Origin of the sequence: Streptomyces sp. NPDC051104 (assembly GCF_040682835.1) — a bacterium.
Lineage (GTDB): Bacteria > Actinomycetota > Actinomycetes > Streptomycetales > Streptomycetaceae > Streptomyces > Streptomyces cynarae.
In genome coordinates, this window is record NZ_JBFBBS010000005.1 from 130,274 (window position 1) to 145,198 (window position 14,925).

Annotated in this window: 16 protein-coding genes and 1 riboswitch; of the genes, 9 read left to right on the plus strand and 7 right to left on the minus strand. The window is 69.2% G+C overall.

What is annotated here, in order from left to right:
* Positions 1-236: 236 nt before the first annotated feature.
* Positions 237-2,039 (minus strand): phosphomethylpyrimidine synthase ThiC, encoded by a 1,803-nt coding sequence (gene thiC / locus AB0N14_RS10385; protein ID WP_366025248.1) that lies wholly within the window; start codon positions 2,037-2,039, stop codon positions 237-239.
* Positions 2,032-2,188, minus strand: a riboswitch (TPP riboswitch). (Overlaps the previous gene by 8 nt.)
* Positions 2,189-2,259: 71 nt before the next feature.
* Between thiC and AB0N14_RS10390 the strand changes: the two genes are divergently transcribed.
* Positions 2,260-3,705 carry a YibE/F family protein gene (locus AB0N14_RS10390; RefSeq protein ID WP_366025249.1) on the plus strand — a complete coding sequence of 482 codons (1,446 nt, stop codon included), beginning with the start codon at positions 2,260-2,262 and terminating at the stop codon, positions 3,703-3,705.
* 96 nt (positions 3,706-3,801) lie between these two features.
* On the opposite strand, the gene AB0N14_RS10395 is transcribed toward AB0N14_RS10390, so the two are convergent.
* The 4 genes from AB0N14_RS10395 to AB0N14_RS10410 form a co-directional block, all read right to left on the minus strand.
* Positions 3,802-4,239, minus strand: a complete 438-nt coding sequence (locus AB0N14_RS10395) for an SsgA family sporulation/cell division regulator (protein ID WP_059127372.1) — start codon at positions 4,237-4,239, stop codon at positions 3,802-3,804.
* Positions 4,240-4,338: 99 nt separating this feature from the next.
* A complete protein-coding gene (locus AB0N14_RS10400) occupies positions 4,339-5,064 on the minus strand; it encodes a helix-turn-helix domain-containing protein (protein ID WP_366025250.1) in 726 nt (241 codons plus the stop codon).
* Between the two features lie 388 nt (positions 5,065-5,452).
* Positions 5,453-5,665 (minus strand): DUF5326 family protein, encoded by a 213-nt coding sequence (locus AB0N14_RS10405; RefSeq protein WP_366025251.1) that lies wholly within the window; start codon positions 5,663-5,665, stop codon positions 5,453-5,455.
* 182 nt (positions 5,666-5,847) lie between these two features.
* Complete coding sequence (locus AB0N14_RS10410; protein ID WP_366025252.1) at positions 5,848-6,165, minus strand: cupin domain-containing protein; 318 nt, start codon at positions 6,163-6,165, stop codon at positions 5,848-5,850.
* 59 nt (positions 6,166-6,224) lie between these two features.
* On the opposite strand from AB0N14_RS10410, the gene AB0N14_RS10415 reads away from it, so the two are divergent.
* From AB0N14_RS10415 to AB0N14_RS10440, 6 genes are all read left to right on the plus strand, one after another.
* Positions 6,225-6,605 (plus strand): phage holin family protein, encoded by a 381-nt coding sequence (locus tag AB0N14_RS10415; protein WP_366025253.1) that lies wholly within the window; start codon positions 6,225-6,227, stop codon positions 6,603-6,605.
* A gap of 9 nt (positions 6,606-6,614) precedes the next feature.
* Entirely contained in the window at positions 6,615-7,106 is a 492-nt protein-coding gene (locus AB0N14_RS10420; protein WP_366025254.1) for a low molecular weight protein-tyrosine-phosphatase, read from the plus strand.
* A complete protein-coding gene (locus AB0N14_RS10425; protein ID WP_366025255.1) occupies positions 7,103-8,257 on the plus strand; it encodes a cystathionine gamma-lyase in 1,155 nt (384 codons plus the stop codon). The genes AB0N14_RS10420 and AB0N14_RS10425 overlap by 4 nt, the downstream gene beginning before the upstream one ends.
* A gap of 259 nt (positions 8,258-8,516) precedes the next feature.
* On the plus strand, positions 8,517-9,422 hold the full coding sequence (locus AB0N14_RS10430) for a LysR family transcriptional regulator (protein WP_366025256.1): 906 nt from the start codon (positions 8,517-8,519) through the stop codon (positions 9,420-9,422).
* 157 nt (positions 9,423-9,579) lie between these two features.
* Positions 9,580-10,062: an NUDIX hydrolase gene (locus AB0N14_RS10435; protein ID WP_200421664.1), complete on the plus strand. Its 483-nt coding sequence runs from the start codon at positions 9,580-9,582 to the stop codon at positions 10,060-10,062.
* Positions 10,063-10,194: 132 nt separating this feature from the next.
* On the plus strand, positions 10,195-11,061 hold the full coding sequence (locus AB0N14_RS10440; RefSeq protein WP_366025257.1) for a GNAT family N-acetyltransferase: 867 nt from the start codon (positions 10,195-10,197) through the stop codon (positions 11,059-11,061).
* 65 nt (positions 11,062-11,126) lie between these two features.
* On the opposite strand, the gene AB0N14_RS10445 is transcribed toward AB0N14_RS10440, so the two are convergent.
* Positions 11,127-12,335: an MFS transporter gene (locus AB0N14_RS10445; RefSeq protein WP_366025258.1), complete on the minus strand. Its 1,209-nt coding sequence runs from the start codon at positions 12,333-12,335 to the stop codon at positions 11,127-11,129.
* A 138-nt stretch (positions 12,336-12,473) separates the two neighbouring features.
* Here AB0N14_RS10445 and AB0N14_RS10450 point away from each other — a divergent pair, with 138 nt between their 5' ends.
* Together AB0N14_RS10450 and AB0N14_RS10455 are read left to right on the plus strand one after the other, a co-directional pair.
* On the plus strand, positions 12,474-12,932 hold the full coding sequence (locus AB0N14_RS10450) for a MarR family transcriptional regulator (RefSeq protein ID WP_366025259.1): 459 nt from the start codon (positions 12,474-12,476) through the stop codon (positions 12,930-12,932).
* Between the two features lie 53 nt (positions 12,933-12,985).
* On the plus strand, positions 12,986-13,438 hold the full coding sequence (locus tag AB0N14_RS10455; RefSeq protein WP_366025260.1) for a GNAT family N-acetyltransferase: 453 nt from the start codon (positions 12,986-12,988) through the stop codon (positions 13,436-13,438).
* Positions 13,439-13,501: 63 nt separating this feature from the next.
* Here the strand turns inward: AB0N14_RS10455 and AB0N14_RS10460 are convergent, their stop codons facing one another.
* On the minus strand, positions 13,502-14,887 hold the full coding sequence (locus tag AB0N14_RS10460) for a serine hydrolase domain-containing protein (protein ID WP_366025261.1): 1,386 nt from the start codon (positions 14,885-14,887) through the stop codon (positions 13,502-13,504).
* Between the last annotated feature and the right edge of the window lie 38 nt (positions 14,888-14,925).

Consider the following 14,925-nt stretch of genomic DNA (forward strand, 5'->3'; position numbering starts at 1 on the left):
CGAGCCCCGTCCGACGACCGGCCAGGTCCACACGAGTCCCCAGCCGGACCGCCCCCCATCGGACCGTCACCCGAAGAGTGGGCCCGGACTGCTCCACCCAAGCCGGGCCCGCACTTCTCACTCGGCGCGGGCCGTTCCGCGCCCTGAACGGCGTCGGCCCCGGCGAGGGCGAGGACAAAACGCTGCCCGGAACAGCCTCTGTGGCGTCCCGGGTCAGCGCCCCGCTCGGCCCCGTGTCAGTCCGCGATCGGCAGGTACACCCGGTTCCCCGCCTCCGCGAACTCCTTCGACTTCTGGAGCATCCCCTCAGCGATCTCCTCGGCCGTCGCGCCCTCGGCCATATCACCGCCGAACCGCTCTGTGATGGTCTGGCTGATCTTCATCGAGCAGAACTTCGGACCGCACATCGAGCAGAAGTGGGCGGTCTTGGCCGGCTCCGCCGGGAGCGTCTCGTCGTGGAAGTCGCGGGCCGTGTCCGGGTCGAGGGCCAGGTTGAACTGGTCCTCCCAGCGGAACTCGAAGCGCGCGTCGGACAGCGCGTCGTCCCACGCCTGCGCACCCGGATGACCCTTGGCGAGGTCGGCCGCATGGGCGGCGATCTTGTAGGTGATCACACCGGTCTTGACGTCGTCGCGGTTGGGCAGGCCCAAGTGCTCCTTGGGGGTGACGTAGCAGAGCATGGCCGTGCCCCACCAGGCGATCATCGCGGCGCCGATGCCGGAGGTGATGTGGTCGTACGCCGGCGCGATGTCCGTCGTCAGCGGCCCGAGCGTATAGAACGGAGCTTCATCGCAGATCTCCTGCTGAAGGTCGATGTTCTCCTTGATCTTGTGCATCGGGACGTGTCCCGGGCCCTCGATCATGGTCTGTACGTTGAAACGCCTGGCGATGCGACCGAGTTCCCCGAGCGTGCGCAGTTCCGCGAACTGTGCCTCGTCGTTGGCGTCCGCGATGGAGCCGGGCCTGAGGCCGTCGCCCAGCGAGTACGTGACGTCATAGGCCGCGAGGATTTCGCACAATTCTTCGAAATGCTCATACAGGAACGACTCCTTGTGGTGGGCGAGGCACCACGCCGCCATGATCGAGCCGCCACGCGAGACGATGCCGGTCTTGCGCTTCGCGGTCAGCGGTACGTACGGCAGACGCACCCCCGCGTGCACCGTCATGTAGTCCACGCCCTGCTCGGCCTGCTCGATGACCGTGTCCTTGTAGATCTCCCAGGTCAGTTCCTCGGCCTTCCCGTCGACCTTCTCGAGGGCCTGATAGAGCGGCACCGTGCCGATCGGCACGGGGGAGTTGCGCAGCACCCACTCGCGCGTGGTGTGGATGTTGCGGCCGGTGGACAGGTCCATGACCGTGTCGGCGCCCCAGCGGGTCGCCCAGGTCATCTTCTCGACCTCCTCCTCGATGGAGGAGGTCACGGCGGAGTTGCCGATGTTGGCGTTGACCTTCACCAGGAACCGCTTGCCGATGATCATCGGCTCGCTCTCGGGGTGGTTGACGTTGGCCGGGAGGACCGCACGGCCTGCCGCGATCTCCTCGCGCACCACCTCCGGGGACACGTTCTCCCGGAGGGCGACGAACTCCATCTCGGGCGTGATCTCCCCCCGCCGTGCGTACGCCAGTTGCGTGACCGCCTTGCCGTCACGGCTGCGGCGCGGCTGACGCGGCCGCCCCGGGAACACCGCGTCGAGGTTGCGCAGTCCGCCCCGCGGCGAGGTGTGCTTGATGCCGTCGTCCTCGGGGCGGACGGGACGGCCCGCGTACTCCTCGGTGTCGCCACGGGCGGTGATCCAGTTCTCCCGCAATGGGGTCAGGCCCCTGCGGACGTCGGTCTGGACGAGTGGATCGGTGTACGGGCCAGAGGTGTCGTACAGCGTGACCGACTGCCCGTTGGTGAGGTGCACCCGACGGACCGGCACCCGCAGGTCGGGGCGTGAGCCCTCGATGTACGCCTTGTGCCAGCCGATGGACTGTCCGCCCTCCTGGGACTGTTCGCCCTGAACGGAGGAAGGCGTGCGTACGTCCTTGTTGGTCATGAGACCTACTCCCTACGCCGGCATTACCCGGTAACAGGTTCAGCGGTCGACGCAGCGGTTTCCGCCCGCCGATGTTCCACGTGAAACATCGCGTCTGCGGAGGTCAGCGCCCTCTCAGCCCGGTGCTCCGAGCTCCCGCGTGTGCAAAGGTCCTCCTACGCTAGCGTCTCTTTGCGCGAGCTGAACAGTGGGCCTCACGCCTTCTTGCGATGATGCCTCGGTGACCACGACACAGCATCCGCCCCCGTACCCGCCGCCCGACCCACCTCATGGCCACGGCCACGGCCACAGTCCGGGCGACGCACATGGCCATGGACCGAGCGGCGAGCACGGGCAGGGAGCACGCGGCGGGCACGGGCATGGACCGAGCGGGCACGGTCACTCGCACAGCCACAGCCATGGCCCGGCGGCCCCCGTGTCGCGGCACCTGCGCAGAGTCATCGCCGCGATCCTCATCCCCTTCACGGCAGCCGTGGTGGTCGGCCTCGTCGTGCTGTGGCCCGGCGGAGTGCCGTCACACAAGCGCACCGGCGTGGGATTCGACCGGCAGACCCAGCAGGCCACGGTCACCAGGGTGGTGGAGGTGGACTGCAAGTCCGTGAACGCCTCGGGTGACACCCCGACCGGCGACACCTCCACGGCCGAGGGCTCCTCGGCCCAGCAGCAGTCGGCCGGCACGTGCAAGAAGGCGACGGTGCGCGTCGACACGGGCATGGACCAGGGCCGGACGTTCACGGAGATCGTCCAGCCGGACCAGTCACGGCAGTTGCATCAGGGCGAGAAGGTCGTGGTCGCGTACGAACCGTCCGCCCCCAGGGACCTGCAGTACTCGGTGGCGGATGTGAACCGCAAGGTCCCCATGGCGCTGCTGGCCGGCATCTTCGCCATCGCCGTGGTGGTCGTCGGCCGGATGCGCGGTGTGATGGCGCTCATCGCCCTGGCCGTCAGCTTCCTGGTGCTGAGCCTGTTCATCCTGCCGGCGATCCTGCAGGGCTCGAACCCGCTGCTCGTGGCCGTGGTCGGGTCCAGCGCCATCATGCTGATCGCCCTCTACATGTGCCACGGGCTCTCGGCACGCACCTCGGTGGCGGTGCTCGGCACGCTCGTCTCCCTGTCCCTGATCGGTGTGCTGGGCTCCCTGTTCATCGGCTGGGCCGCGCTGACCGGCAACACCGACGACAACACCGGCCTGATCCACGGCCTGTACCCGGGTATCGACATGAGCGGCCTGCTGCTGGCAGGCGTCATCATCGGCTCGCTCGGCGTCCTCGACGATGTGACGGTGACGCAGACGTCGGCGGTCTGGGAGCTCCACGAAGCGAACCCGTCGATGGGCTGGCGTGGTCTGTACCGTGCGGGCATCCGTATCGGCCGCGACCACATCGCGTCGGTCGTCAACACGCTCGTCCTGGCGTACGCGGGTGCCGCTCTGCCGCTGTTGCTGCTGTTCTCGATTGCGCAGAGCAGCGTGGTCACCGTTGCCGACAGCGAGCTGGTCGCGGAGGAGATCGTGCGCACGCTCGTCGGTTCGATCGGCCTGGTCGCCTCGGTGCCGGTGACCACGGCACTGGCCGCCCTGGTGGTCTCCGCCGACCGCTCCGACCGGTCCGCCGCTCCGGCCGCCGTACCGGCCCGCGGTGGGCGCGGGCGGCGCCGCAGGCACTGAGGCACCCAAGCCGCGGGGAGACACCGCAGAAGCGTTACGGCACCCACCGCACCCCGCACGGCTCCGCGAGGAACCGTTACAGCACCGAAAGCGTCCTCAGCCCGCGCTCTGCTCCTCGGCGAGGATCCGGTCCAGCGCCTCGTCGAGATGTGCGTCGAAGTCGGCGAGGGAGCCCTCCTGGCCGAGCGGCACCAGCTTGTCCGTACGGTCCAGGAACGCGACCAGCGGCACCGCCCCGGACCGGAACAACGCCCGGTCCGCACCCACCTGGAGCCGGATCAGCACATCGCCGAAGGTATCCGGCTCGGCGGGCGCGATGTGCACATCTCCGTCGCCGCACGGCCGGCCCACTCCGTCGACCAGCAGCTCGCGACCGAACGCCCAGGTCACGGGCGCGTCCCCGGGCAAGTGGAAGGTCAGCCGCACGGCATAGGGATCACAGGTCTCGTAACACAGCTCCACCGGAATGCGGAACGAGAGCTCCTCCGAGACGAGAAAGCTCATCATCACCTCTGCCTGTACCGACTCGCGCATCGTCTACCCCGTCAGTAGCCGTGGACTGGCCAGGAAGCATCCCCTGACACCTGCTGGAAGTTTGCTGAACGTACATGGCAGATCACAAGGAGTGAGTTTTCAGATGCTGATAGAGAGGGCGAGTGTCCCGAGCATCCGTCCGATCTCCTCCTGAAGTCGGCGTGCCACCGGCAGCAGCCGATCGGCCTCACAGGACGGCAAGGAGATCGCCATTGTCGCGGCCGTCGACCCCACGGTCAGGGGAATCGCGGCACAGACCGTCCCGAGCGCGTACTCCTGGCGCTCGATCACGGGTTCTGTCCGCTGCAGGCGCTCCAGTCGCCGGAGGAACACACGCTCGTCATGGACGGTGTACGGCGTGATCGCCCGAACGGGGTAGCGGTCGAGGTGGTCTCGGCGGGCCTCATCGTCGAGCTGGGAAAGCAGGCACTGGCCGATCGCATGGGCGTGCCCGGTCTCCCGGAAGTCGGCCCACTCCTCCACCGCCGGGTGGCCGGGCGTGTCGGCGACGCCCAGGACGTCGATCTCGCCCTCGCGGTAGACCGCGTAGTAGACGGGGACACCGATGGAATCACGCCATTGTGCGAGCGCGTCGTCCACCATGCCGCGACGTTTCTGCTGGGCTGCGCGGGCGCTCAGCCGCTCGGCCGCCTCGCCGAGGAAGAACAGGCCCTTCTCACGGCGCAGATAGCCCTCGTGAGTCAGGGTGCGCAGCAGGTGGTAGGCCGTGGGGAGCGCCAGGCCCACCTCTCGGGCCAGTTGTTTGGCGGTGGCTCCGTACGGGCGTCCGGCAACGGCCTCGAGCAGACGCATCGCGCGCTGCACGGATCCGATGAGGGTGGTGGAGGTCGGTTGTGCGGGCGGCAGTCGGGGGTGTGCCTCCGCCGGTGAGGTCCGTCGCTGTGCGGGCGGAGCGGTTGAGTCTGCGGATGCGGTACCAACCGTGGCCAAAGATCACTCCCGGAGCGCGAAGGCGGCCTCCCGTGCGGGGACACGAGAGGGGATGCGCCGCGCGCGGGGGCCGCCGCGCGCGAGTTCCGGACTTTAACGGTCCGTCACCGCGGTCCGACGGCGTCGCCGGGAAAACTTCCCTCCCCCGAGGGAACGTCCTGTTCCCTGTTACCGCTACCTGTTCCCTGTTACCGCTGGGCCCCCGCCACCACGGAGCGCCTCCCCCGTGAAGCGCCCTTCGCCTTGGCGCGCTCCGGACGACTCACCAGTCTCCGCGGGATGTGGAGCTCGACATGAACTTCCGTACCACGTAGATGAGTCCGCCGACCAGCGCGACGAAGAGCAGCACCTTGAAGAGCAGCCCGATCACGAAGCCGACGACGGACGCGATCACGCCGCCGAAGACGACGAGAGCGATGACCGGCACCGCGATCCACTTCACCCACCACGGCAAACCCGCGAAGATCTCTCGCATCGCCCTTGTCCTTGTCTCTCGGCATCTGTGTGCGTCTTCGGGCCCGCATCCCGTCCGGCGACGGCGCTTGTGGGTCCTTCGATGTCCTGCGCTCGATGCTAGGGCCGCCGAGGGGAGCGGCGGGCGCCTCGCATCCCTTGTCCTCCCCTGATTCCTCCCCTGAGGGAACCCCTAGACGCGCCTCAGCTCTCGGGCGGAGAGAACACCACCAGCACCCTCAGGTCCTCGGTGATGTGGTGGAACTTGTGGGGGACTCCCGCGGGCACATAGACGACGCTGCCCCGCCCGACCTGGGTCGTCTCCATGCCGACGGTGATCGAGGCGCGTCCGCTGACGACGAAGTACACCTCGTCCTGCTGGTGCGGCTTCTGCGGGTCCAGGTCGCCCGCGTCGAGCGCGTACAGGCCGACCGACATGTTCCGCTCCCGCAGGAACTGCAGGTACGCACCCTCGTTGGCGGCGCGCTCCGCCTCCAGTTCGTCCAGCCGGAATGCCTTCATCGCCCTTGTCCGCCCTTGCTCGGTGCTCGCCTGTGATCCGGTCTGCCACGATCAGACACATGAAGAATTTCGTAGTCAAGACGATCGCCAACGCAGGGGCCCTCGCCGTCGCCGTGTGGCTCCTGGACAAGATCACCCTCACGGGTTCGAACACCGGCCGGAAGATAGGCACGCTCATCGTCGTGGCGCTGCTGTTCGGCCTGGTGAACTTCCTGGTCAAGCCGATTGTGAAGGTGCTGACCTTCCCGCTGTTCATCCTGACGCTCGGGCTGATCACCCTGGTCGTCAACGCGCTGATGCTGCTGCTCACCTCGTGGCTGGCGGGCAAGCTGGACCTGAGCTTCCATGTCGAGGGCTTCTGGACCGCCGTCCTGGGCGGCCTGATCATCTCGATCGTCTCCTGGGCCCTGCACGTCGTGCTGCCCGACGACAAGGACTGAGGGAGCCGCATGACCTACCGCGTCTGTTTCGTCTGCACCGGCAACATCTGCCGTTCCCCGATGGCCGAGTCCGTCTTCCGCGCCCGCATCGAGGAGGCCGGTCTCGACGACCGGGTCGAGGTCGACAGCGCCGGCACGGGCGGCTGGCACGAGGGAGACGGAGCCGATCCGCGCACCGTGGCCGTCCTGGAGGAGAACGGCTACGGCAGCGATCACGTCGCACGGCAGTTCCAGCCCTCCTGGTTCTCCCGCCGGGATCTGGTGATCGCCCTGGACTCCGGGCACCTGAAGGCCCTGCGGCGCCTCGCGCCCACCCCCGAGGACGCGGCGAAGGTGCGGCTCCTGCGCTCCTACGACCCGGCCGCCGACGGCGATCTCGATGTACCGGACCCGTACTACGGGGGCATGGACGGCTTCGAGGAGTGCCTTGAGATGGTGGAGGCGGCGAGCCTCGGCCTGCTCGCCGCGGTACGCGAGAAGGTGGAGGGACGGGCAGCATGAGTTCAGGGGATGCCGGCACGGCCGGCGGTGGGTACGGCGACGGCACGCGCGCGGTCCGCGCGGGGCTGCCCGAGCCGGTCAAGCACGAGCCGACCCTGCCGGGTCCCGTCTTCGCCGCGCACTACCACCTGCCCGGCGAGCCGACCGGTCCGTACGCCTACGGGCGGGACGAGAACCCCACCTGGAGCCGTCTGGAGCGCGCGATCGGCGAGCTCGAGGCGCCCGGTGAGGACGGCGTGGAGACCCTCACCTTCGCCTCCGGCATGGCCGCGATCTCGGCCGTCCTGTTCTCCCAGCTGCGCGCGGGCGACACCGTGGTGCTGCCCGCGGACGGCTACCAGGTGCTGCCGCTGGTGCGGGAGCAGCTCACGGCGTACGGCATCGAGGTGCGTACCGCGCCGACCGCCGGCGACGCCCAGCTCGGCGTCCTCGACGGCGCGAGGCTGCTGTGGATCGAGACCCCCTCCAACCCGGGACTCGACGTCTGCGACGTGCGACGGCTCGTCGAGGCGGCCCATGCGCAGGGCACCCTCGTCGCCGTGGACAACACCCTGGCGACCCCGCTCGGCCAGCGGCCCCTGGAGCTGGGCGCCGACTTCTCCGTGGCCAGCGGCACGAAGATGCTCACCGGGCACGGCGACCTGCTGCTCGGATACGTGGCGTCCCGGAACGCCGGGCTGATGACCTCGGTGCGGCGCTGGCGCAAGATCGTCGGCGCCATCCCGGGTCCCATGGAGGCCTGGCTGGCGCACCGGTCGCTGGCCACGCTCCACCTGCGCGCCGACCGGCAGACTGCCAACGCGCTCGCCGTCGCCGAAGCGCTGCGCGGCCGACCCGAGGTGACCGGGCTGCGGTATCCAGGCCTGCCCGATGACCCGTCCCACAAGGTCGCCGCGCAGCAGATGCGGCGCTTCGGGTGTGTGGTGTCGTTCGCGTTGCCCACACGCGCGCGTGCCGAGCGTTTTCTGGACGCGCTGCGCCTCGTCGACGACGCGACGAGCTTCGGAGGGGTGCGGTCCACCGCCGAGCGGCGTGGACGCTGGGGCGGTGACGCGGTACCGGAAGGCTTCATCCGGCTGTCGGTCGGCGCCGAGGATCCCGAGGACCTGGTGACCGATGTGCTCCGTGCGCTGGAGGAGTCGGCACACTGACCACGTGCCGGCCGCCGGTCACCGCCTGGGCTACGCACATCGGGGGAGCCGGTCCGCCGACCAAGGATGCCCTTCTACGTACGACGGACGGTCCGAGCCTCCCCCCTCATGGCTCGGACCGTCCCGGTTCCGCGCGCAAAGAACCGCGCGAACAAGGCTAGTTGACTCTGTGTCAGTGTCCAATCACAGTAGCGACAGAGAGCTATCGACTTATTTATAGTTGGGCGCGTCCGAGGGTGCGGGGAGCGGAGGGAGCACCATGGATCTGGCCCTGCTGCGCACCTTCGTGACCGTGCACCGGGCCGGCTCGTTCACCCGCGCCGCGGCGCTGCTCGGCCTCTCGCAGCCGGCGGTCACCTCCCAGATCCGCACGCTGGAGCGGCAGCTGGGCCACCCCCTGTTCCTCCGGCAGGCTCGCGGGGTGACGCCCACGACCATCGGCGACGAACTCGCGCACAAGGCCGCGCCCCATCTCGACGCCCTGATGGAGATCGCCGAGACCGGGCTCGACGAGCAGGTGTCGCTGCGCACCCTGCATCTCGCCGGGCCGCCGGAGTTCACCGCGGAGCGCGCCCTGCCCGCGCTGGCGGAACTGACCGGCGACGACGGCCAAGGGCTCGCCCTGCGCGTCTCCTTCGGGACCGTGGACGAGACGCTGGAAGGGCTCGCCGCCGGACACCACGATCTGGCCATCACCACGGCCAGGCCGCGTGGCGCGCTGCTCACGGCGACTCCGCTGTGCGACGAGGAACATGCCCTGGTCGCCGCCCCGCGCTGGGCGTCCCGCATCGGACCCGGCAGGCTGCGCCGCAAGGGCGCCTACGCGCTGAAGAATCTTCCGGTGGTCGAGGTGCACGAGTCGCTGCCGTTCGTCTCCCGGTACTGGGCCTCCGTTTTCGACTCCCGACCGGCTGCCGCCGGCACGGTCATCGTCCCCGATCTGCGCGCCGTGCTCGGCTGCGCCGCCACCGGTGCCGGGCTCGCCGTGCTGCCGCGCTATCTGTGCGCCTCCGCACTGGAGCGGGGTGAGGTGGTGGCGCTGCACGAACCCGCGGTTCCGCCGCTGCGGACCTGCTTCCTCGTGGCCCGCACCGGAACGCTCGCCATGCCGTCCATAGGCCGGGCCCATGAGTGGCTGCTGCGGGCCGCGGTCGACTGGGGCTGAGTGGCCACGTCCGTGACGACGGTGCAGGGCGACGGTGACCGGGTCCGGCGAGGGCTGCGGACGCCCGCCACGTGCATCACCCGCTGTTCACCCCGGATGGGGTGCGATGTGGGGCGGGTGATGTTTCACGTGGAACATGGTGGGCCACATTTCTCCCATGACCGTTCGCCCCGTGGTCAAGCGCACCGCCCGCGCCATCCTGCTGGATGGTGACGATCTGATCCTGATCAAGCGGACCAAGCCCGGCGTGGATCCCTACTGGGTCACTCCGGGTGGCGGGGTCGAGCCGTCCGACACGACCGTCATCGACGCGCTGCACAGGGAAGTCGACGAGGAACTCGGTGCCAAGATCACCGATGTCGTGCCCTGCTTCGTGGACACGGTGGAGCACATCGGCGAAGGTGGCGGCCCTACCGGCGTGAAGGTTCAGCACTTCTTCGTCTGCCGTCTGGAGTCGATGGACGAGCGCCTTCGGCACGGTCCCGAGGTCGAGGAGCCGGCCGGGGAGTACGAGGTCGTGCGGGTGCCGTTCACCCGCGTGGGCATCGCCTCGGTCCATCTCGTCCCGCTGTCGCTTCGGCACTACCTGGACGGGAACATCGAGGGCGTACGGGCCATGCACGCGCCAGACCTGGGCTGAGAGCCCGGGCTGACGTTTCACGTGAAACGTCTGGCGCTGGGCTGTGCGGTTGGGTGAGCCATGGCCAAAAGCATGTGTGTTACACCTCAAACCAGTGGACGCCGGTGGCCCATGTCAGACAGCCTGACCAGCGTGTCGACACCTGCCCTCGCTGCTCTGCCCATCCGCCGTCTGACCCCCCGCGACCTCCATGCCTGCGCCGACTTGTCCGAGGACCGGGGCTGGCCCCGCGAGGAACACAAGTGGGGCCTGCTCCTGGCCGCCGGGAAGGGATACGGCATCGACGATCCCGAGGGTGGTCTCGTCACCGCGTGTGTCGTCACCGAGTACGGGCACAGCTACCGTCCCGATCTCTGCGCCGTCGGCATGGTGCTCGTCGCCGAGCGACACGCGCGCCAGGGCGTCGGCCGCCGGCTGATGCGGCATGTGGTCGCGGAATCGGACACCGCCCCGCTCACGCTGTACGCGACCCCCTACGGCCGCCCCCTGTACGAGGAGCTGGGCTTCAAGGTCATCGGGAGCTCCGAGATGGTGCATGGGCACTTCACGGCCGGCGGCCCATCCCCCGCCGTCTCCACCCGTCCGGCCACCGGGGAGGATCTCGCCACCCTCGTCCGACTCGACGAGGAGGTGTTCGGCACCGACCGCACGCACATGATCACGCGGTTGCCCGCCTTCGCCGACCAGTTGCGGGTCGCAGAGGAGAAGGGGCGGATCATCGGGTACGCGGCTGCCTGGCCCAACATGGACACCCATGTCGTGGGTCCCCTCATCGCCCGCGACACCGAGACGGCGAAGGCACTCGTCGCATCCCTGGCCGCACACACCGACCGCCCGCTGCGCACAGATGTCGATGTACGGCACGAGGGCCTGCTGGCCTGGTTGAAGGAGCGGGGTCTCGCCTCGGCGGGCGTCAACGCGGTCATGACGTACGGCATCCCGGACCTGCCCGGCGACTGGACCCGGCGCTTCGCCCCGCTGACGGTGGCGGCGGGCTGAGCAGAGCAGCACGGCGCGACGCGTGCTCCCGGGTGCCGGGGGCACCGTCGCGTTCGCAGAGCCACTCAGTGGCGCACGGCGGTGCGCCGTTCGCTGGGCACGGCGCCCGCCACGACCGCGTTCGAGGCCGTCTCCCGGCGCTCCAGCGCGGCGGAGAGGAACGCCAGCAGCAGGGCGGACACGGCGAGGACGGCGCCGACCCAGTTGGGGGCGGTGTAGCCGAGTCCGGCAGCGATGACCAGGCCACCGAGCCAGGCCGACAGGGCGTTGCCGAGGTTGAAGGCGCCGATGTTTGCGGCGGAGGCGAGGGTAGGAGCGCCGTGCGCGTGGTCCAGCACCCGCTTCTGCAGGGGCGGTACGGTCGCGAACCCGAGGGCGCCGATCAGCACGATCGTGACCGCGGCGAGCGTCTTGGTGTGCGCGGTGACGGTGAACAGCGCGAGCACGAGGGCGAGACCGCCCAGTGACACGTACAGCATCGGCATCAGGGCACGGTCCGCGTACTTGCCGCCGATGAGGTTCCCGCCGACCATGCCGAGGCCGAAGAGAACGAGCAGCCAGGTGACCGAGCTGTCGGCGAAACCGGTGACATGCGTCATCATTGGCGCGATATAGGTGATGGCCGCGAACACACCGCCGAAGCCGAGGACGGTCATCGCCATCGCGAGCAGCACCTGCGCGTTCTTGAAGGCGGCCAGCTCATGGCGCAGATGCACGCCCTCCGGCCTCGGCATCTCGGGCACGAGCTTCGCGACCCCCAGCAGCCCGACCACGCCGAGCGCGGCGACCAGCGTGAAGGTGACCCGCCAGCCTGCGGACTGTCCGACGAGTGTGCCGAGCGGGACACCGACGACGTTGGCGATCGTCAGACCGCTGAACATCATGGAGATGGCGCCGGCCTTCTTCTCCGGTGCCACCAGATCGGCGGCGACCACCGAGCCGATGCCGAAGAACGCGCCGTGGGCCAGGGAGGCCACCACCCGGCCCGCCAGCATCAGTCCGAACACCGGGGCGACGGCGGACAGCAGATTGCCCACCACGAACAGGCCCATCAGAAGCATCAGCATCCGCTTGCGGGGGACCCTGGTACCGAGCGCCGTCATGATCGGAGCGCCGAACATCACTCCCAGGGCATAGCCGGTCACGAGCAGCCCGGCGGTGGGGATGGAGACCCCGAAATCGCCCGCGACCTCGGGCAGCACACCCATGATCACGAACTCTGTGGTTCCGATCCCGAAGGCTCCGATGGCGAGGGCCAGAAGCGCGAGAGGCATGGGGACACCTTCCCAATGTTTGTGTGAGCGTCTTGCACGCTCCGACAATATTTGCATACGCGCTATATATGCAAACGCCATCTATTGCGGGGGTGCTCTACCCTGGTGGTGAGCTGCTCCGGGATGGAGGACAACGCCATGTCAGCGACGGACCCCGCGCTCACCGCCCTCGCCCAGGGCTGGTGCGCCCTCTCCCTGCTGCACGGGAGGATCGAGGCCCACCTCGAACGCGCGCTCCAGGCCAAACACGGGCTGAGCGTGCGGGAGTACTCCTTGCTGGATGTACTCAGCCGTCAGCACGACGGCGAGGGGGGACATCTCCAGATGAAGCAGGTCGCCGACGCGGTGGTCCTCAGCCAGAGCGCCACGACCCGACTGGTGACCAGACTCGAGGACCGCGGCCTGCTCTCGCGGTATCTCTGCCCCACCGACCGCCGCGGCATCTACACCAACGTCACCGAGGCCGGCCTCAAGCTCCTGGAAGAGGCCCGCCCCACCAACAACGCCGCTCTCCGTGAAGCCCTCGCCGAGGCGGCGAAGAAGCCGGAACTGGCACCACTGGTCCGCGTCGTCGAGTCCGTGGACGTGCCGGCCTAGCGCCATCCGCTCCCGGCCACCCGGCACGTTCGAAGCGGCCCTAGGGTGCGGGCATGGGAGAACTCGACATACGGCCCGCCGTCGCGGGCGACGTCCCCGCGATCATCGCCATGCTCGCCGACGACCCGCTCGGCGCCCAGCGCGAATCACCGGACGACCTGACGCCCTACCTGAACGCCCTGAAGCGGGTGAGCAGCGACCCGAACCAGCACCTCGTGGTCGCCGTACGCGACGGCCGGGTGGTGGGCACTCTCCAGCTCACCATCATTCCCGGACTGTCTCGCATGGGCGCCACCCGCTCAATCATCGAGGCCGTCCGCATCCATGCCGACGAACGCGGCAGCGGCCTGGGAACGCAACTCATTGAATGGGCGATCGACGAATCCCGGCGCCAGGACTGCCAGTTGGTCCAGCTGACGTCCGACGCCACCCGCACCGACGCCCACCGTTTCTACGAACGCCTCGGCTTCCAGGCGTCGCACGTGGGCTTCAAACGGCAGCTGTGACACCGCTCACTGGTGAAGGGCCTGTTTCACGTGAAACAGGCCCTTCCTGACCCTCAGCGGGACCTACCGGATCCCCCTCCACCCGTCCTGGTCCACACCGCCGGGTACGGGAGCCCCCTCCTCATACGGCTGGCGCGTGAACACGAACGACCCGAGGTCCAGATGGCTCACCGATCCGTCCGGCCGCCGAACCGCCTTCAGAACCTCCCCGGCGTAGTAGCCGTCCAGTCCCGTCCAGGTGCCGTCCCCGTTGTGCCGCAGACGCGCTCGCCGACCGACACCGGACAACGGTTCCAGCGAGACACCCCCATCGGCCGTCAGCCGCAGGACGAATCCCTGCGTGCCCCAGTACCACTGCCCCACCAGTTCCAGCACCGACCGGTCCACATCGGGCAGCGGCCGCCACGGCTCGGGGATCCGCGGCTCCGCCTCCGCCACGATCGCCACGAGGTCGGCGGCAACGGAGGAGACAGCCGGCCCCGACGTACAGTTGGCCAGCACGACGGCCGCCACGTCATCCTCCACACTCAGCGTGAGATCGGCCAGGAACCCGGGCAGGGAACCGGAATGCCCGAGCAGGAGCCGGCTGTCCCGGCGCTGAAGCCGCAACCCGAGACCGTACGCAGAACCCGCGACCACATCCGACGCCTCGGGCGGCGCGGCAGGCGTCCGCATCTCCCGTACGGACTCCGCACTCAGCACCCGCTCGTCACCCTGCGCCAGGAAAACAGCGAAACGGGCCAAGTCGCCGGTGGTCGACCACAGTTGACCGGCCGGAGCCATCCGCCCGAGATCCTCGGCAGGCTCCGGCAGCATCACATCCGCCCACGGATGCACTGCCCACCCGCCCGCATGCGGTGACTGCGGCCGACCGCCGGTCCGGTGCAGCCCCAGCGGCTCCAGCACCTCACGCCGCAGAACGTCCTCCCACGGCGCCCTGCGCACCTCCTCGACCAGCGCGCCCAGGAGCGTGTAGCCGGGGTTGGAGTAGTGGAACCTGCGCCCGACCGGATGCCGCAAGGGATGCTCGCCCAGCACGTCCGCCAGCTCGGGCCGCAGCGTTCCCGGCGTCCGTTCCCACCACGGCCCGGGCGACTCCGCGGCGAGACCACCGGTATGCGCGAGCAGATCGGCGATGGTCGCCTCCCCCACCCCTGTGCCGGGCAGATGCTTCTCCAGCGGATCGTCCAGATCCAGAACCCCCTCGTCACGCAGCCGCAGGACGAGAACCGCTGTGAACGTCTTGGTGATGGACCCGATCCGGTACTGCACGTTCCCGTCCGGAGCATGGCCGTCCACGCAGGATCGTGCACCGTGCCACACCGTCCGCCCACCCCGGACAACGGCTGCCACCAGTGACGGCGCCCGTCCCTGGGCCTGCGCCACGGCGATCCGGTGCAGCAGGGCCCGGCGCGTTGCGGGAAGCAGCTCTTCCTGAGATGTCGTCATGGCCCCAGTCCACCCGGCATGCCGTCCCGCGTCGAGCC